Raw genomic sequence first — 20232 nt, forward strand, 5'->3', positions numbered from 1 at the left:
GCCGACGACATGACGTCTTCGAACTCGAAGCAGAACCGTGCCGCGGCCCTGCCGCGCGATCTCCAGGAGGCGCTGCGCCGGCGCCTGGCGGGCAAGGCCGGCCAGGCCGCCGGAGGCGGGGACGGCATTCCGCGCGCGGACCGCTCCCGGCCGCTGCCGCCGTCCTTCGCCCAGCAGCGGCTGTGGCTGCTCGACCAGCTCGAACCGGGCGACGCCCGCTACAACAGCGCGGTCGCGCTGCGGCTGACCGGCGAGTTGGACCGGGAGGCGCTCGCCGGGGCGCTGCGGACCGTCGTGGCCCGCCACGAGGCGCTGCGCACCACCTTCGACACCGACGACGGCCGGCCGGTGCAGCGGGTGCGCCCCGCGGGCCCGGTGGAGCTGCCCGTACGCGACCTGACGGCGGGAGCGGAGGCGGCGGACTCAGACGCGGACCCGGGGGCGGTGCTGGAGGCGGCGCTGCTCGCGGAGTACGCGCTCCCGTTCGACCTGCGCGGCGGTCCGCTGCTGCGGGCCGTGTTGCTGCGCGCCTCGGGCAGCGAGCACGTCCTGCTGGTCACCGCGCACCACACCGTCACCGACGGCTGGTCGATGGGCGTGCTGGTGGAGGAGGTGTGCGCCGCGTACGACTCCCTGGCACGCGGCGAGGAGCCGGCGCTGCCGCCGGTCGCCACCCAGTACCCGGACTTCGCCGCCTGGCAGCGCGAGCGGCTGGCCGGCGCGGCGCTGGAGGAGCACCTCGCCTACTGGACCAAGCAGTTGGACGGCCTGGAGCCGCTGGAGCTGCCGCTGGACCGCCCGCGCGAGGGCCGGGAGGCCGGGGACGGCGCCGTGCACACCTTCGCCGTCCCGGCGGCCACCACGGCCCGGCTGCGGGAGCTGGCGGCGGGGCAGCACACCACGCTGTTCGCCGCGCTGGTGGCCGCCTGCCAGGCGCTGTTCGCCCGCTGGTCGGGACAGGACGACATCGCCGTGGGCTCGCTGACGCCCGGCCGTGGGCGCACCGAACTGGAGCGCGCGGTGGGTCTGTTCGTCAACACGGTGGTGCTCAGGACGCCGGTGGACACCGCCCGCTCCTACCGGGAACTCCTCGCCGCCTCCTCCACCACGGTGCTCGACGCCTTCGCCCACGACGACGTGCCCTTCGAGCGGCTGGTGGACGCGGTGGGTGCGGCCCGCGAGGCGGGGCGCAACCCGCTGTTCGACGCCATGGTCCTGCTCCACCCCGCCCCGCCTGCCGCGCCCGCCCCGCGCGGCCTGGTGGCCGAGCCGGTCGCCGTGCCGCGCCGCTCGGCCACCTTCGACCTCAGCGTCGAGTTCGTACCCGACGGGGACGGGCTGGCCGGTCTGCTGGAGTACCGCACCGACCTGTTCGACGCGGCGACCGCCGCCCGCATGGCCGGGCAACTGGTGGCCCTGCTGGCCGAGGTCGTGGCCGAACCCGACCGGGCGCTGGGCGAGTTGGACCTGCTCTCGGAGGCGGAGCGGCGGCTGTTGCTGGTGGAGTGGAACGCCACGGCCCGACCGGTACCTCCGGCCACCTACCCGGAGCTGTTCCAGGCGCAGGCCGCCCGCACCCCGCGCGCGACGGCGCTGGTGGCCCGCGACGCCACGTTGGACTACGCCACGCTCAACGCCCGCGCCAACGCCCTCGCCCACCACCTCATAGCCCGTGGCGCCGGGCCCGAACGGCTGGTGGCGGTGCGACTGCCGCGCGCCGCCGACATGGTCGTCGCGATCCTGGCCGTGTGGAAGTCCGGCGCCGGCTACCTGCCGGTGGACCCGGAACTGCCCGAGGAGCGGATTCGGCTGCTGCTGGCGGACGCCGAACCCGCGCTGCTGGTCGACGAGGAGACGCTACGCGCACTCCCCTCATCGGGCCGGGAGGACGACCCCACCGACGCCGACCGGCTCGGACCGCTGCGCCCGGACAACACGGCGTACGTGATCTACACCTCTGGTTCCACCGGCCGCCCCAAGGGCGTGTCCGTCGAGCACCGTTCGCTGGTGAACCTGCTCGCCGCGCACCGTGAGGGCTTCGTCGCCGACGCCGGCGGCGGCCCGCTGCGGGTGGCCCTGACCGCGTCGTTCTCCTTCGACACCTCGCTGGAGGGCGTGTTGCTGATGGCCGACGGCCACCGACTGCACCTGGTGGACGAGGCCACCCGGCTCGACCCGGCCGCCCTGGTGGAGTACGTCGTCGAGCACCGCGTCGACTTCCTCGACGTGACCCCCTCCTACCTGCGGCAGTTGCTGCCCGCCGGGCTGCTCACCGACCCCCGCCACCACCCGCGGGTGCTGATGCTCGGCGGCGAGGCCATCGGCCCCGCGCTGTGGCGCGAGCTGGCCGGGCTGCCGGACGTGGCCGCGTACAACTTCTACGGGCCCACCGAGTGCACCGTCGACGCGCTGGCCTGCCGCGTGGACGGCGCGGTGCGGCCGGTGGTGGGCCGGCCGCTGGACAACGTGCGCGCCTACGTGCTGGACGGCCGGGGGCAGCCGGTGCCCGTCGGCGTCGGCGGCGAGCTGTACCTGGCGGGCGACCAGGTGGCGCGCGGCTACCTGCGCCGGCCGGGGCTGACCGCCGCGCGGTTCGTGCCCGACCCCTTCGGCCCGCCCGGCGGCAGGATGTACCGCACCGGCGACCTGGCCCGGTGGACCTCGGGCGGGCGGCTGGACTACCTCGGCCGCGCCGACGACCAGGTCAAGATCCGTGGCCACCGGGTGGAGCCGGGTGAGGTGGAGGCGGCGCTGACGGCGCTGCCCGAGGTGGCCGAGGCCGCCGTCGTGGCGGTCTCCGACGAGCGCGGCCACGCCCGGCTGGTCGGCTACGTGGTGCCCGCGGCCGGCGCGGGACGGCCGGTGCCCGCCGCGTTGCGGCAGGCGCTGTCGCTCACCCTGCCGCGCCACCTGGTGCCCGCCGCGTTCGTCGTGCTGGACGCGCTGCCGCTGACCGTCAGCGGCAAGCTGGACCGGCGCGCGCTGCCCGCCCCCGACCCGGACGCCGCGGCGGGCGAGCGGGAGTTCACCGCCCCGCGCACCGAAGCGGAGCGGGAGCTGGCCGGGATCTGGTCGGCCGTGCTGGGCGTGGCCCACGTGGGCGTCGACGACAACTTCTTCGAGCTGGGCGGCGACTCGATCCTCGGCATCCAGACGGTGTCCCGGGCCCGGGCCGCCGGGCTGCACGTGACCTCGCGGGACGTCTTCCGGCACCAGACCGTCGCCGAACTCGCCGCCGCCGCCGACCGGCGCGCCGCCCCGCCGGTCACCACCGCGCCGCAGCGGGAGGCCGGGCCCGGCCCGCTGGCCCCGATCCAGGAGTGGTTCCTCGCCACGCACGGGCCGCTGCGGCACTTCACCATGTCGATGCTGCTCGACCTGCCGCCCGAGACCGACCCGGAGGCCCTGGAGCGCGCGCTGCGCGCCCTGACCGCCCACCACCCGGCGCTGCGCACCCGGTTCGCCCGCGAGAAAGGATCCTGGCGCCAGTACCCGATGGCCGACGGCGGCGCGAAGACCCCCGGCCCGCTGGTCCACCGCGACGTGCCACGGACCGATGGCCCCGGCAGGGAGACGGCCCTGCGCGCGGTGGCCGACGAGTTGCGCGCCGGACTCGACCCGGCCGACGGCACGCTGCTGCGCGCCGCCCTGCTGCGCCCGGAGGCCGGCGAGCGCCCGCAGTTGCTGCTCACCGCCCACCACCTGGCCGTCGACAGCGTCTCCTGGCGCATCCTGCTGGCCGACCTGGAGAGCGGCTACCGCCAGGCCGCCGCCGGCACGGAGGTCCGGCTGGAGCCGGCGACCACGCCGTTCACCACCTGGACCGAGCGGCTGACCCGCTGGGTGGCCGAGGGCGGACTCGACGCGGACCTGCCGTACTGGACGCGGGAGAGCGAGCAGCCCCGTGTGTCGCTGCCCGTGGACCGGCCCGGGGTGCCGCTCGCCGGATCGGTGCGCACCGTGCGCGCCGAGCTGTCGCGCGAGGCCACCGAGGCGCTGCTGCGCCGGGTGCCCGCCGCGTACCGCACCCGCGTCGACGACGTCCTGCTCAGCGCCGTGTGCCGGACGCTCGCCGACTGGACCGGCTCCGACCGGGTGACCGTGGCCCTGGAGGGGCACGGCCGGGAGGAGATCGAGGACGGGCCGGCGACCGGGCGGGGCGAGGACGGGGCGGGGGAAGCGGGCGCCGCCGGCGCCGCGCCCGCCGTGGACCTGTCCCGTTCCGTCGGCTGGTTCACCGCCCAGTACCCGGTGACCTTCACGTTGGACGGGACGGGAGGGACCGAGCCCGACTGGGGCGCGGTGCTGAAGTCGGTGAAGGAGCGGCTGCGGGCCGTGCCCCGGCGCGGCTTCGGCTACGAGGCGCTGGCTCGCCTGGACTCGCCGCACCAGGCGGCGCGCGCGCTGCGCGAGGTGCCGCTGCCGCAGGTGTGCTTCAACTACCACGGCCAGTGGGACGCGGCGCCGGGCGGCGACTTCGCTCCGGCGGGCGAGGTGCCGGGCGGTGAGATGGCGGCCGGTGAACGGCTCGACCACCTGCTCGACGTCTCGGCGGTCGTGGCCGACGGCGTGCTGGAGACCACCTGGCACTACAGCGACCAGGTGCACGACGAGGGCACGGTGCGCGAGCTGGCCGAGGCCACGGTGCGGGCGCTGGCCGCCATCGTCGACCACTGCGCGCTGCCGGGGGCCGGCGGGCGCACCCCGTCCGACTTCCCGCTGGCCGGCCTGGACCAGGCGCGGGTGGACCGGCTGGCCGGTGACGGGCGCGCGGTGGAGGACATCCTGCCGCTGACGCCGTTGCAGGAGGGCATGGTCTTCCACCGCCTGCTGGACGGCGCTGCCGACGACGTCTACCTCGACCAGGCCGCTCTGCTGCTGGACGGGGTGGCGGACCCGGAGGGCTTCGCCCGCGCCTGGCAGCGGGTGGTGGACCGGACGCCGGCCCTGCGCAGCCGCGTCGTCTGGGAGGACGTGCCCCAACCGATGCAGATCGTCGACCGCCGGGCCGAGGTGCCCGTGGAGCACCACGACTGGCGGGAGTTGGACGAGGCCGGTCGCGCGCGGGCGCTCGCCCGGTTGAAGGAGCGCGACCTGGCGCGCGGCATGGACCTGGGCACCGCGCCGCTGCTGCGCCTGTCGCTGGCCCGGCTGCCCGGCGACGGCCTGCACCTGGTGTGGACCTCGCACCACCTGATCCTGGACGGCTGGAGCCTGGCGCAGGTGCTGACCGAGGTGTGCGAGGAGTACGCGGCGCTCGTCGCGGGCCGCTCGTACGCGCCGCCGCGCCGCCGCCCGTTCGGCGACTACGTGCGCTGGCTGGCCGGGAGGCAGGGCCGAGCGCGGGAGACCGAGGAGTTCTGGCGAACGGCTCTGGCCGGGTTCGCGACGCCGACGCCGCTGCCCTACGACCGGCCGCCCCGCGAGGCCCACCGCTCCCGCTCGGCGGAGGTGGTGGCCGCCGCCCTGCCCGTCGAGGTGTCGCGGGAGCTGGCGCGGGCCGCGCAGCGCCGCGGGCTCACCCTGAACACCGTGGTGCAGGGCGCGTGGGCGCTGCTGCTGTCCCGCTACGCCGCCGAGCGCGAGGTGGTGTTCGGCAGCACCGTGTCGGGCCGCCCGGCGGAGCTGGACGGCGTGGAGTCCATGGTGGGCATGTTCATCAACACGCTGCCCACCCGGGTCCGGGTGGACGGGGACCGGCCGGCCGCGGCGTGGCTGCGCCAGGTGCAGGACGCGCAGGCGGAGGCGCGCCGCTTCGAGGCCGTGTCGCTGGCGCGGGTGACCGCCCTCAGCGACGTGCCGACGGGCACCGCGCTGTTCGAGAGCATGGTCGCCTTCGAGAACTACCCGTTCGACGACGCCCGCACCGCCGACGCCGGGGTCCGGGTCCGGGAGGTGGCCTCGCGCGACGCCACCAACTTCCCCCTGGTGCTGCGCGCCTACCAGAGCGACCGTCTCGGGTTCGACCTCGCCTACGACCCCGAGCTGTTCGACCCGGCCACGGCGCGGGCCGTCGCCGACCGGCTGTGCCTGCTGCTCGGCGAGCTGGCGGCCGGCCCCGACCGGCCCCTGCGGGAGCTGGCCTGGACGACCGCCGACGAGCGCCGCCGCGTGCTGGTCGACTGGAACGGCGCCGAACGGGGGCACTCGGGGCGGACCCTGGTGGACCTGTTCGAGGCGCGGGTGGCCCGCACCCCGGACGCCGTGGCGGTGAGCGGCCCGGACGCCACCCTGACATACGCCGAACTCGACGCCGCGGCGAACCGGTTGGCGCACCGGCTCGCCGAGTGCGGGGCCCGCCCCGAGCGGTTCGTGGCGCTCGCCCTGCCCCGCTCGACGGAACTGCTGGTGGCGCTGCTCGCGGTGGTCAGGAGCGGGGCGGCCTACGTGCCGATCGACCCGGAGCTGCCCGCCGGTCGCATCGCCCACCTGCTGGGCGACGCGGCGCCGGCGCTGCTGGTGACGACGGGCGCCGTCGCGGAACGGGTACGGGACGCCGGCTGCCCCCGGCTGCTCCTGGACGACCCCGATGTCCGGGCCGACCTGGCCCGCCGGCCCGCCGCCGGGCCGGGCCGGGCCCACCGTCCACGTCCCGAGCACCCCGCGTACGTGATCTACACATCGGGCTCCACCGGTCTGCCCAAGGGCGTGGTGGTGCCGCACTCCAACGTGGTGCGGCTGCTGGAGCGCACCCGGGACTGGTTCGGCTTCGACGAGCACGACGTGTGGACGCTGTTCCACTCCTACGCGTTCGACTTCTCCGTCTGGGAGATCTGGGGCGCGCTGGCGCACGGCGGGCGGCTGGTCGTCGTCCCGCACGACGTGGCCAGGTCGCCGAAGGACTTCCTGCGCCTGCTGGTGGACGAGCGGGTGACGGTCCTCAACCAGACGCCCTCGGCGTTCCAGCCGCTGGTGCGCGCGGACGCCGAGCACCCGGAACTCGGCGACCGACTGGCGCTGCGCCGGGTGGTCTTCGGCGGCGAGGCCCTGGAGCTCGGGCGGCTGACCGACTGGTACGAGCGCCACCCGGACACCGCGCCGGTGCTGGTCAACATGTACGGCATCACCGAGACCACGGTGCACGTCACGTACGCGCCGCTGGATCGCGCCACCGTCACCGGGGCCACCTCCAGCGGCATCGGCCGCGGCATCGGGGACCTGCGGGTGTACGTGCTCGACGGCGACCTCGCGCCGGTGCCGCCCGGCGCGGTGGGCGAGATGTACGTCGCGGGCGAGGGCCTGGCCCGCGGCTACCTGAACCGGCCTGGGCTCACCGCCGCGCGCTTCGTGGCCGACCCGTTCGGCCCGGCGGGGACGCGCATGTACCGCACCGGCGACCGCGCGCGGTGGCGGGCGGACGGCACCCTGGACTACCTGGGCCGGGCCGACCAGCAGGTGAAGATCCGCGGGTTCCGTATCGAACCGGGCGAGATCGAGGCCGCGCTGACCGCGCACCCCGCCGTCGCCGACGCCGCGGTCGGCGTGCGCGAGGACACCCCGGGCGTGCGGCGGCTGGTCGCCCACGTCGTGGGCGCGGACCCGGCCGCGCCGCCGTCGGCCGCCACCCTGCGCGCGCACCTGCGGGAGCGGCTGCCCGCGCACATGGTGCCCGCCGCGTACGTGGCCCTCACGGCGCTGCCGCTGACCGTCAACGGCAAGCTCGACCGGCGCGCCCTGCCCGCCCCCGACCGGGACGGCTACGCCGCGGCCGGCGAGCGCGTCGCGCCGCGCACCGAGGCCGAGCACCTGGTGGCCCGCACGTGGTCGCAGGTGCTCGGCACGGGCGAGGTCGGCGCCGACGACGGCTTCTTCGCCCTTGGCGGCGACTCGATCCTCGCCGTCCGCGTCGCCTCCCGGCTGCACGCCGCCCTCGGCGCGGAGGTCTCCCCACGGCTGCTGTTCACCCACCCCACCGTCGCGGAACTGGCCGCGGCCCTGCCGGCCCCGAGGTCGGCCGGCGCGCCGGCCGACCCGATCCCGACGGCCGACCGCACCGGCCCGCTGCCGCTGTCGCCGGCCCAGCGGCGGCTGTGGTTCCTGGACCGCTTCGAGCCCGGCGGCACCACGTACGTGACGCTGTCGGCGCTGCGGCTGCGCGGCGCGCTCGACGTCCGCGCCCTGCGCGCGGCCCTCGACGGGCTGGTGGCCCGGCACGAGCCGCTGCGCACCACGTTCGCCGACGAGGACGGCCGGGCCCGCCAGCGCGTGCGACCGCCGCACCCGGTAAAACTGGCGCGTACCGACCTGTCGGCCACGCCGCCGGACGAGCGCTCCGCCGCGCTCGACGCACTGCTGGCCCGCGAGGCCGGCACCCCCTTCGACCTGGCGCGCGGGCCGCTGCTGCGGGCCGGGCTCGTACGGCTGGCCGCCGACGAGCACGTGGTGACGCTGGCCGTGCACCACATCGCCACCGACGGCTGGTCGGCGACCGTGCTGGGCCGGGACCTGGCCGAGCTGTACGCGGCGGCCCTGACCGGCCGCCCGCCGCGCCTTCCCGAACTGCCCCTGGCGTACGTGGACTTCGCGGCCTGGCAGGACGCGCGGGCCGCCGCCGCCGACGAGGCCGCCCTCGCCCACTGGCGGGAGCGGCTGGCGGGGGTGGCTCCGCTGGAGCTGCCGACGGACCGGCCACGGCCGGCCGTGCGCGCGGGCGACGGGGCGCTGCTGGAGTTCTCGCTGCCCGCCGCGCTGACCGACCGGCTCCGGGAGGCCGGGCGCCGGGCCGACGCCACCTTGTACATGACGCTGCTCGCGGCCTGTGAGGTGCTGCTCGCCCGCTGGTCGGGCCAGGAGGACATCGCGGTCGGCACGGTGAGCGCGGGGCGCGACCGCCCCGAACTGGAGCACCTGGTGGGCATGTTCGTGAACACCCTGGTGCTGCGGAACCGGGTGCGGCCCGACGCGCCGTTCAGCCAGCTCCTGGGCGAGGTGCGCGCGACGGTCCTGGACGCCTTCGCGCACCAGGACGTGCCCTTCGAGCGCCTGGTGGAGGCGGTGCGGCCGGAGCGGGACACCAGCCGCACCCCGCTGTTCCAGGTCATGGTCGCCCTGCACAACCTGGGCGGCCGGGAACCGGAGTTGCCGGGCCTGTCCGTCGAGGCGCTCACGCCGCCCGTGCGGCACGCCACCTTCGACCTGAGCTTCGACTTCGTGGCGGGCGACGACGGGCTGACCGGCTACGTGGAGTACGACACGGCCCTGTTCGACGAGGCCACGGTGGAGCGGGCGCTGGAGCGGCTGCGACTGCTCCTGGAGGCGGTCGCGGACGACCCGGACCGGCCGGTGGGGGCGCTGCCGCTGATGACCGACGCCGAGCGGCGACGCGCGCTCACCGACTGGCAGGGCGAGCCGCTGCCCGCGCCCGCGCCGGACGCGACGCTGGTGGACCTCTTCCAGGAGTCGGCGGCCCGTACCCCACGCGCCACCGCCCTGGTGGCCCGGGACGCGACGCTGGACTTCGCCACCCTCAACGCCCGCGCCAACCGGCTGGCCCACCACCTCATCGCGCGCGGCGTCGGACCCGAGCGGCTGGTGGCCGTGCGGCTGCCGCGCACCTCGGACATGCTGGTGGCGCTGCTGGCCGTGCTCAAGGCCGGGGGCACCCATCTGTCGGTGGACCCGGAGCTGCCCGAGGAGCGCGTGGCGCTGCTGTACGAGGACGCCGCGCCGCACGTGGTGCTGGAGCCCGACACGCTGCGCGAGGCGCCGCTCGCGGGACTCCCCGACCACGACCCCACCGACGCCGACCGGATCGCGCCGCTGCGCGGCGCCCACGCGGCCTACCTGAACTACACCTCGGGCTCCACCGGCCGGCCCAAGGGCGTGCTGGTCGAGCACCGGCACCTGCTCAACCTGTGCCGCGACCACCTGGCGGGCCTGGTGGCCCCGCACACCGGGGACGGCGGGCGGCTGCGGTTCGCGCTGAGCGCCTCGTTCTCCTTCGACACCTCCTGGGAGGGCCCGCTGCTGCTGGCCCTGGGCCAGCGGGTGCACCTGGTGGACGAGGACGTGCGGCACGATCCGGCGGCGTTCGTGGCCCTGGTGGCGGAGCACCGGATCGACTGCGTGAACACCACCCCGTCCTTCCTCCAGGAGCTGGTGACCGCCGGGCTGTTCGCCGGCGGCCACCGCCCCCGGCTGGTCCTGGTGGGCGGCGAGGCGGTCGGCGCCGCGCTGTGGCGGGAGCTGCGCGCCCTGGAGGGCGTGGCGGCGTACAACGTGTACGGGCCCACCGAGTGCACCGTCGACGCCGTGTACGGGTCCTTCGCCGAGCATCCGCGGCGCCCGCTCATCGGCCGCCCTGGCCGGGGCGTACGGGCCTATGTGCTCGACGCGGCGCTGCGGCCGGTGCCGGTCGGCGTGCCGGGTGAGCTGTACCTGGCGGGGGCGCAGGTGGCCCGCGGTTATCTGGGGCGGCCGGGCCTGACCGCGGGCCGGTTCGTGGCCGACCCGTTCGGGCCGCCGGGCACCCGCATGTACCGCACCGGCGACCTGGCCCGCTGGGGCGACCGGGGGCTGCTGGAGTTCCTCGGGCGCGCCGACGAGCAGGTGAAGGTGCGCGGGTTCCGCATCGAGCCCGGCGAGGTGGAGGCGGCGTTGCTGGCCGCCGGAGGGGTGCGGGACGCGGTGGTGGTGGCCCGGGAGCACGCGGGCCGGGCACGGCTCGTGGCCTACCTGGTGCCCGACGGGCCACGGCCGCCGGCCGCGGAGGAGCTGCGGCTACGGCTGCGGCGGAGCCTGCCGGACTACATGGTGCCCTCGGTGTTCGTCACCCTGGCGCGGATTCCGCGTACCAGCAGCGGCAAGACCGACCGCGGCGCCCTGCCCGAGCCGCCCGCCCAGCCGGACGGCGCGGGCGCGCACGTGGCGCCGCGCACCGAGACCGAGACGCTGCTCGCCGGCATCTGGGCGGAGGTGCTCGGCGTCCCCCGGGTCGGCGTGGAGGACAACTTCTTCACCCTGGGCGGGGACTCCATCCTCAGCATCCAGATCGTCTCCCGGGCCCGGCGCGCCGGGCTGGCCCTCACCTCCAAGGACGTCTTCCGCCACCAGACCGTCGCCGAACTGGCGCTGCGCGCCGGGCAGGCGGACCCGCGTGCCGGCGGCGCGCCGAAGGCGCCGAGCGGCCCGGCGCCGCTCACCCCGATCCAGCACTGGTACCTGGCGGACCGCCCGGTCGGCGACCGGATGCGCTTCACCATGACCAACCGGGTGGAGCTGGCCCCCGACACCGACGCCGTCGCGCTGGAGGCGGCCGTGGCCGCGCTGGTGGCCCGGCACGAGGGGCTGCGCACCCGGTTCCGGCACGCCGACGGCGCCTGGTCGCAGGAGGCGCTGCCCGCCGCGCCCGAGGCGGTGTTCACCCGGCACGACGTGCGCGGGCTGGACGGCGCCGCCCTGGAGGCGGCGGTGCGCGCCGCGGCCGACGAGGCGCGGGACTCGCTCGACCCGACCACGGGCCGCGTGGCGCGGGCCCTGTTCTTCGACCGGGGCGCCGACGGGCCGCCGCAGTTGGTGCTCACCGCGCACCACCTGGTGGTGGACGGGGTGTCCTGGCGCGTCCTGCTGGGCGACCTGGAGAGCGCCTACCGCGACGCGGTGGCCGGGCGGCCGGTCGAACTCGCTCCGGTGGAGACCGGGTTCGGGCAGTGGGCGCACCGCCTGGCGCGGTACGCGGACTCCGGCGCCTTCGACGGCGACGCGGCGTACTGGAGCGCCGTGTGTGCCGCGCCGGCCGAACTGCCCGCCGGCCGCGGCGGGCCCGACCCGCAGGGCGCTGCGCGCACGGTCACCGTCCACCTGGACCAGGCGGACACCGAGGCCCTGTTGCGGCGGGTGCCGGAGGTGTACCGCACCCAGGTGGCCGACGTGCTGCTCAGTGCCCTGGGCCGGACGCTGGCCCGCTGGTGCGGCCGGGAGACGGTGCTCATCGGCGTGGAGGGCCACGGCCGGGAGGAGTTGTTCGACGACCTGGACACCTCCCGCACGGTCGGCTGGTTCACCGCCGAGTTCCCGATGGCCCTGACCGTCGCGCCGGACGCGGACTGGCGGCGGACCCTGCTGTCGGTGAAGGAACAGGTGCGCGGCGTGCCGCTGCGGGGCCTGAGCTACGGCGCGCTGCGCCACCTGCGGCGACCGAGCCCGCTGCCCGCCGCGCCCGCGCCGCGCGTCGGCTTCAACTACCACGGCCAGTGGGACGTGGCCACCGGTGAACAGCCGGGCGCCGCCGGCCTGTTGCGGGCCGCGCTGCCGCCGGCCGGGCAGGACACCGCGCCCGAGGAGACCCGCCCGTACGCGTTGGAGGTGACGGGTGTCGTCCAGGGCGGCGTGCTGGAGCTGGGCTGGACCTACCCGCCCGCGGTGTACGACGAGTCGCTGGTGCGCCGGCTCGCCGAGGAGACGGTCGCGGCGCTGGGCGAGATCGTCGCGCACTGCGCGACCCCGGGCGCGGGGGGCCGCAGCCCCTCCGACTTCCCGCTCGCCGGGCTCGACCAGCGGCAGGTGGACCTGGTCGCGGGCGACGGCGGCGAGGTGGAGGACGTCCTGCCGCTGACGGCGCTCCAGGCGGGCATGCTCTTCCACGGCCTGGTCGACACGGCGGACGCCTACGTGGACCAGTTGGTGGTCCGTGTCGCGGGCGTCGCCGACCCGGGGGCGTTCGCGGACGCCTGGCGGGAGGTGGCCGACCGCACTCCCGCGCTGCGTTCCGCCGTCCAGTGGCGGGACCTGGCGCACCCGGTGCAGGTCGTGCGGCGGCGTGCCGCGCTGCCCGTCACCCGTCACGACTGGCGGTCCCTGTCCCCCGCCGACCGGGAGGCGGCGCTCGACCGGCTGCTGGCCGAGGACCGGGCGGCCGGCATGGACGTCACGGTGGCCCCGCTGTGCCGGCTGGCGCTCGCCGCGCTCCCCGGCGACGAGGTGTTGCTGGTCTGGTCATCGCACCACCTGATGCTGGACGGCTGGAGCACCGGGCAGCTCTTCACGGAGGTGTGCGCGCGGTACGCGGCGACCGTCGCCCAGGCCCCCGCGCACCCGCCCGCCCGCCGCCCCTTCCGCGACTTCCTGCACTGGCTGGGCGAGCGCGACCAGGCGGAGGCCGAGCGGTACTGGGCCGACGCCCTGGCCGGGTTCGCCGAGCCCACGCCGCTGCCGTACGACCGGCCGCCGGTGGAGGCGCACCGCGCCAGGTCGGCCGCCTCGGTGCACCTGGAGCTGAGCGAGGAGGTCTCGGGCAGGCTGCGGGAGGCGGCCGGCCGGGGCGCGCTGACCGTCAACACCGTGGTGCAGGGCGCCTGGGCGCTGCTGCTGGCCCGTTACAGCGGGCGCCGGGAGGTGGTGTTCGGCACCACGGTCTCCGGCCGGCCCGCCGAACTGCCGGGCGTGGAGGACATGGTGGGCCTGTTCATCAACACGGTGCCCACCCGGGTCCGCGCCGACGAGCCCGGCGGCGTGCTGTCCTGGCTGCGCGCCCTCCAAGAGGAGCAGAGCGACGCCCGGCGCTTCGACTTCGTCGCCCTGCCCCGCATCCAGGCGCTCAGCGACGTACCCACGGGCACCGCGCTCTTCGACAGCATGGTCGTCTTCGAGAACTACCCCTTCGACGAGCGGGCCGCGGCCGACGCGGGCATCGCGATCGTGGACGTACGCGCCGAGACCGCCACCACCTTCCCGCTGTGCCTGCGGGCCTACGTCGGCGACCGCGTCGGCTTCGACCTCGACTACGACGAGGCGCTCTTCGAGCGGGCGACGGTGGAGCGGGCCACGGCGCACCTGTCGGCGCTGCTGTCGGCCACCGCCGAGGCGCTGACGAGCGGCGGGACGCGCTCGCCTGGGGACCTGGAGCCGCTCACCGACGACGACCGCGTGCTGCTGCGCGGTTGGAACACCACCGCGCGCCCGGCCCGGCCCGGCTCGCCGGTGGACCTGTTCGCCGCCCGGGCGCGCAGCGCCCCGGACGCGGTCGCGCTGACCGAGGACGGCGGCCGGCGGCTCACCTACCGCGAACTCGCCGACTGGTCCGACCGGCTGGCGGCACGCCTGGTGGCCGGCGGGCTGGCCGTGGAGGACCGGGTCGCGCTGCTCATGGACCGCTCGGCCGAACTCGTCGTGGCCCAGCTCGCGGTGGTCAGGGCGGGCGGCGCGTACGTGCCCGTGGACGGCCGCGCGCCCGCCGGGCGTCGCGCGGTCCTGCTTGAGCAGGCGCGGGCGTCCGTCCGGCTGACCGCCGACGAGGTGGCCGCCGCCCGGACGGCGCCCCTCCCCGACCCGGCGGCGCTGCCGCCCGCGGACCCGGACCGGTTGGCGTACGTGATGTTCACCTCGGGCTCCACGGGGCTGCCCAAGCCGGTCGGGGTACGGCACCGGGACGTGGCCTCGCTGGCCACCGACGGCCGGTTCGCCGACGGGGTGTGCGAGCGGGTCCTGCTGCACTCGCCGGTCGCCTTCGACGCGACCACCTTCGAGGTGTGGGCGCCGCTCCTGGGCGGCGGCCAGGTCGTCGTCGCTCCCCCGGGGCCGCTGGACGCCGCCGTGCTGCGACGGCTGATCGCCGACCGGGGCCTGACGGCGGTGTGGCTGACGGCCGGCCTGTTCCGGCTGCTGGCGCAGGACGCGCCGGACGCCCTGGCGGGGCTGCGGCAGGTGTGGACCGGCGGTGACGTCGTCCCGGCCGCGGCCGTGCGCCGCGTGCTGGCCGCCTGCCCCGGTCTGGTGGTGGTCGACGGGTACGGGCCGACCGAGGCCACGACCTTCGCCACGTCCTTCGCGATGTCCGACCCGGCCGCCGTGCCGGACCCGGTGCCCATCGGGCAGCCGCTGGACGACCTGCGCGTCCACGTGCTCGACGCGCGGCTGCGGCCGGTGCCGCCTGGCACGGTCGGCGAGCTGTACCTGGCCGGGGAGGGCGTGGCCCGCGGCTACCTCGACCGGCCGGGGGCGACGGCCGGGCGGTTCGTCGCCGACCCGTTCGGCCCGCCCGGCGGTCGGATGTACCGCACCGGCGACCTGGCCCGCCGCCGCGTCGACGGCACGGTGGAGTTCCGGGGCCGGGCCGACGACCAGGTGAAGGTCCGTGGTTTCCGGGTCGAGCCGGGCGAGGTCGAGGGCGTCCTCGCCAGCCACCCCGGGGTGCGGGACGCGGCGGTGGTGGCCCGCGAGGAGCATCACGGCGCCAAGCGGCTCGTCGCCTACCTGGTGGGCGACGAGGGGTTGGACACCGATGACGTGCGCGCCCACGCCGAACGCGCCCTGCCCGACTATCTGGTGCCCTCGGCGTTCGTACGGCTGGCAGCGCTGCCGCTGAGCGCCAACGGCAAGGTGGACCGGGCGGCCCTGCCCGCGCCCGCGCCCGCCGTCGCGGCGCCCGGCGCGGTCGCCCCGCGCACCGAGGCCGAGGCCCGCGCCGCGCGGGTGTGGGCCGAGGTGCTGCGGGTGGAGGCGGTGGGCGTGGAGGACGACTTCTTCGCGCTGGGCGGCGACTCGATCCTCAGCATCCGGCTCGCCTCCCGCCTCGCGGCGGAGTTCGACACCGAGGTCACCCCGCGGACGGTGTTCACCCACTCGACTCCGGCCGGCGTCGCGGCGCTGCTCACCGGGCAGCGTGCCACGGGGCGGACCCCGATCGCGCCCGCCCCGGTGGCCCGGGACCGGCTGCCGCTGTCGTACGCGCAGCAACGGCTGTGGTTCCTGGACGCGTTCGCGCCCGGCGGCACCGAGTACATCACCCCGCTGGCGCTGCGCCTGCGCGGCCACCTGGACGCCGCCGCGCTGCGTACCGCGCTGGCCGGGCTGGTCGCCCGGCACGAGTCGCTGCGCACCACCTTCGACACCGTGGACGACCAGGGCGTGCAGATCGTGCACGCGCCGGGCGAGGTGCCGCTGCCGGTGCGCGATCTGTCGGCGCTGCCCCCGGCCGAGCGCGCGCGGCGGTTGGCGGAGCTGCTGGACGCGGAGCGCACGCGCCCCTTCGACCTGCGCCGAGGGCCGCTGCTGCGCGCCGGTCTCCTCCGGCTCGGCGCGAGCGAGCACGTGCTGACCCTGACGCTGCACCACATCGTCACCGACGGCTGGTCCACCTCCGTGCTCACCGGCGACCTGGCCCACCTCTACCGGGCGGCGCTGGGCGAGGACGTCGGCCCGCTGCCGCCGCTGCCGGTCGGGTACGCCGACATCGCGTACTGGCAGCGGACCGCCGGGCGGGAGGCGGCCGAGGAGCACCTGCGGTACTGGCGGCGGACCCTGGCCGGCGTGGAGCCGCTGGACCTGCCCACCGACCGGCCGCGACCGGCCGAGCGGGGCCGGGCCGGGGCGACGACCCCGCTGGTGCTGCCGCCCGCCACGGCCCGCGGGCTCACCGCTCTCGCCAGGGAGCGGCGGACCACGCTGTTCACCACGCTGGTGGCGGCCGTGCAGACGTACCTCGCGCGGCTGTCCGGGCAGCGGGACGTCGCCGTCGGCACGGTCACCTCCGGCCGCGAGCGCCCGGAGACCCAGAACCTCGTCGGCTTCTTCGTCAACACGTTGACCCTGCGCTCGGCCATCGCCCCGGACGCGTCCTTCCCGGACGTCCTGGACGGGGTGCGGCGGACGGTGCTGGACGCCTTCGCGCACCAGGACGTGCCCTTCGAGCAGGTGGTGGACGCGGTCCAGCCGGTACGCGACACCAGCCGCACCCCGCTGTTCCAGGCGATGGTCGTGCTGCAGAACGCGCCGGGGGCGGACCTGGACCTGCCGGGCCTTGAGGTGAGCGACATCGAGCCGGACACCCATCACGCCGGGTTCGACCTCACCTGGGAGTTCGCCGAGACCGACACCGGAGAACTGCGCGGGCTGCTGACGTACAGCACCGACCTGTTCGACGCCGCCACCGCCGACCGGATGGCCGGCCAGCTCGCCGCCTTGCTGGCCGCCGTCGCCGAGGACCCGCACCGCCCCGTCGCCGCCCTGCCGTTGGCCTCCCGCGAGGAGCTGGAGCGGCTGCCCGCGCCCGGCGAGGTCGCCGGCGACGCGGTGCCCCCAGCCACGATCGCCGAGTTGTTCGAGCGGCGGGCGGCCCAGGCACCCGACGCGGTGGCGCTCGTCGCCGGGGCGCGCGAGTGGACGTACGCCGAGGTGGAGCGCGCCGCCAACCGGCTGGCGCACCACCTCGCCGGCCGGGGCGTGGGCCCCGAGGACGTGGTGGCGCTCGCGCTGCCCCGCTCGGCGGAGACGGTGGTGGCGCAGCTCGCCGTGGCGAAGGCGGGTGCCGCGTTCCTGCCGGTGGACCCCGACTACCCGGTAGAGCGGCGGGAGTTCATGCTGCGCGACTCCGGCGCCGTCCTCGTCATCGACGACCCGGCGCGCGTGTGGCGCGCGGACGGCCCGGACACCGCCCCGACCGACGCGGACCGCCGCGCGCCGCTGGCCACCGGGCACCCGGCGTACGTCATCTACACCTCCGGCTCGACGGGCACCCCCAAGGCGGTGGTGGTCACGCACGCCGGGATCGCCGGCTTCGCCACGGCCGCCGCGGCCCGCTACGAGGTCCGGCCGGGCGACCGGGTGCTGCAGTTCGCGTCGCCCAGCTTCGACGCCTCCGTCCTGGAGCTGTGCGTCTCGCTGCTGTCCGGCGCCGCGCTCGTCGCGGGCGAGGAGGGGCCGCTGCTCGGCGACCGGCTCGCCCGGGTCCTCGCCGACCGGCGCGTCACGCACGCGCTGATCCCGCCCGCCGCGCTGGCCACCGTGCCCCCCGAGGCCGCCGGCGGCCTGTCGCGCCTGCGCACCCTGATCGTCGGCGCCGAGGCGTGCCCGGCCGACCTGGTGGAACGCTGGGCGCCCGGCCGCCGCATGGTCAACTCCTACGGGCCGACCGAGGCGACCGTGGTGGCCACCTGGACGGACGCGCTGGCACCGGACGGCGGCGCCCCGCCCATCGGCCGCCCGGTGGCGGGCACCCGCGCCCGGGTGCTGGACGCGGCGTTGCGTCCGGTGCCGGTCGGCGTGATCGGCGAGTTGTACGTCGCGGGCCCGCACCTGGCCCGCGGGTACCTGGGGCGCCCGGGGCTGACCGCGAGCCGGTTCGTCGCCTGCCCCGACGGGGAGCCCGGCGAGCGGATGTACCGCACCGGCGACCTGGCACGGTGGGGCGCGGACGGCCAACTGCGGTACGCGGGGCGGGTGGACGAGCAGGTGAAGCTGCGCGGCTTCCGCATCGAGCCGGGCGAGATCGAGAGCGCCCTGCGCCGCGTCCCGCTGGTGCGCGACGCGGTCGTCGCCGTACGGTCCGCCGACCCGGCCGGGCAGCGCTCCGCGGGCCCGGGGCGGCTGGTGGCCTACGTCGTACCGGCCGACGGGGCGCCGGACGGGCTGCCCGTCGCGGAGCTGCGCGACCACCTGGCCCGCGCGCTGCCCCCGCACATGGTGCCGTCCCTGTACGTCCCCCTGGAGCGGCTGCCGCTCACGGCCAACGGCAAGCTCGACCGGCGCGCCCTGCCCGACCCCGACCCCGCCGCCGGAGTGGCCGGGTCCGCCGGCGCGCGCCGGGAGCCGGCCACGGAGACCGAGCGGCGGATCGCGCGCATCTGGGCCGACGTGCTGGGCCTGGACGCCGTCGGCGCCGACGACAACTTCTTCGACCTCGGCGGCGACTCGATCCTCAGCATGCAGGTCGTCTCCCGGCTGCGCCGGGACGGGCTCCGGCTGGCCACGAAGGACCTGTTCACCCATCAGACGGTGGCCGCGCTGGCCACCGTGGTGACGACCGAGTCCACCGACGACGACGGCGGCCCGGTCACCGGCGACCTGCCGCTGACGCCGATCCAGGCGTGGTTCTTCGCCACGCCGCGCGCCGCACGCGACCACTTCAACCAGTCCGCGCTGCTCGAACTGGAGGGCCGCCCCGACCCCGTCGCGCTGCGGGCGGCACTGGACGCCCTGCTCGAACACCACGACGCGCTGCGCCTGCGCTTCACCGAGGAAGGCGGCCAGTGGCGGCAGCACAACCCGGCCCCCTCCCCCGTTCCGGACCTCCTCGTACGGCACGACCTGGCGGGGCTGTCGGAGAAGGAGGCCGACGCGGCGATGGAACGGGCGGCCGACGCCCTGCACGGCGGCTTCGACATCGGCCGGGGCCCGCTGCTGCGCGCGGCCCTGTTCACCGGGGCCGCCGGGCGGCCGGACTTCCTGCTGCTCGTGGCGCACCACCTGGTCGTCGACGCGGTGTCCTGGCGCATCCTGCTGGACGACCTGGAGAGCGGCTACCGGCAGGCCGTGGCGGGCGACGGCATCGCGCTCGGCAGGCGGACCACCGCCTACCGGGACTGGGCCCGGGGGCTGGCCGCCCATGTCGCGGCCGGCGCGCTGGACGAGGAACTGCCCTACTGGCGGCAGGCAGTGGCCCCCGCCCCGCTGCCCGTGGACCACGACGGGGACGCCACGGACGGCACACCCGGCGCGGTGGTCGCGACGCTGGGCGAGGAGGACACGGAGGCACTGCTGCGAGCGGCGCCCGCCGCGTACCGCACCCGCATCAACGACGTGCTGCTGGCCGCGCTCGCGCTGGCCCTGGCGCGCTGGACCGGGGACGACGAGGTCAGCGTGGACCTGGAGGGGCACGGCAGGGAGGAGGTGCTGGCCGACGTGGACCTCTCCCGCACCGTCGGCTGGTTCACCACCATCCACCCGGTCCGCCTCCGGGTGCCGGACGCCGCCCACCTCGCGCCGGACCGCGACTGGCGGGCGCTGGTGAAGTCGGTGCGGCGGCAGTTGCGGGCCGTGCCCGGCAACGGCATCGGGTTCGGCGCCCTGCGCACGTACGGCCCGGACGAGGTGCGCGCCGCGTTGGAGCGGCCCGGCGCGGGGCAGCTCGCCTTCAACTACCTGGGGCAGTGGGACGCCAGGTCCGACGAGGTGGCGGGCGCGCTGGTGCGCGCCGAGCACGGCTCCTTCGGCCAGGACCACGACCCCCGCGACGCGGGCGCCCACCTGCTGGAGGTGGTCGGCGCCGTGCAGGCCGGCAGGCTGGCCTTCACCTGGCGGTACCGGCCCGCCGTGCACGACGAGGCGACCATCCGCGCCGTGGCCGCGGACTTCACCGAGGCGCTGCGCCACATCGCCGGGCACGCCAGGGCCGGCGCGTGAGCGGGCGCGTCGCCGCCGCCCCGGCGCCGCGCGCCGGCGCCGGTGTCCGAGCGCCGCCCGGCCCGACCCCACGCGCCCCGTGGGCCGCCGCCGGGGCCGGGTCCCGGCGACGCCCCA

General features: G+C 76.9%; 1 protein-coding gene. It reads left to right on the plus strand.

The genetic code is table 11. The features are described from left to right. Window positions 1-9 precede the first annotated feature (9 nt). Window positions 10-20115, plus strand: coding sequence for a non-ribosomal peptide synthase/polyketide synthase (locus tag H7H31_RS01745; RefSeq protein WP_187065126.1), 20106 nt, complete (start codon window positions 10-12; stop codon window positions 20113-20115). Window positions 20116-20232: the final 117 nt, after the last annotated feature.

Source organism: Streptomyces buecherae, assembly GCF_014295035.1.
Classification (GTDB): domain Bacteria; phylum Actinomycetota; class Actinomycetes; order Streptomycetales; family Streptomycetaceae; genus Streptomyces; species Streptomyces youssoufiensis.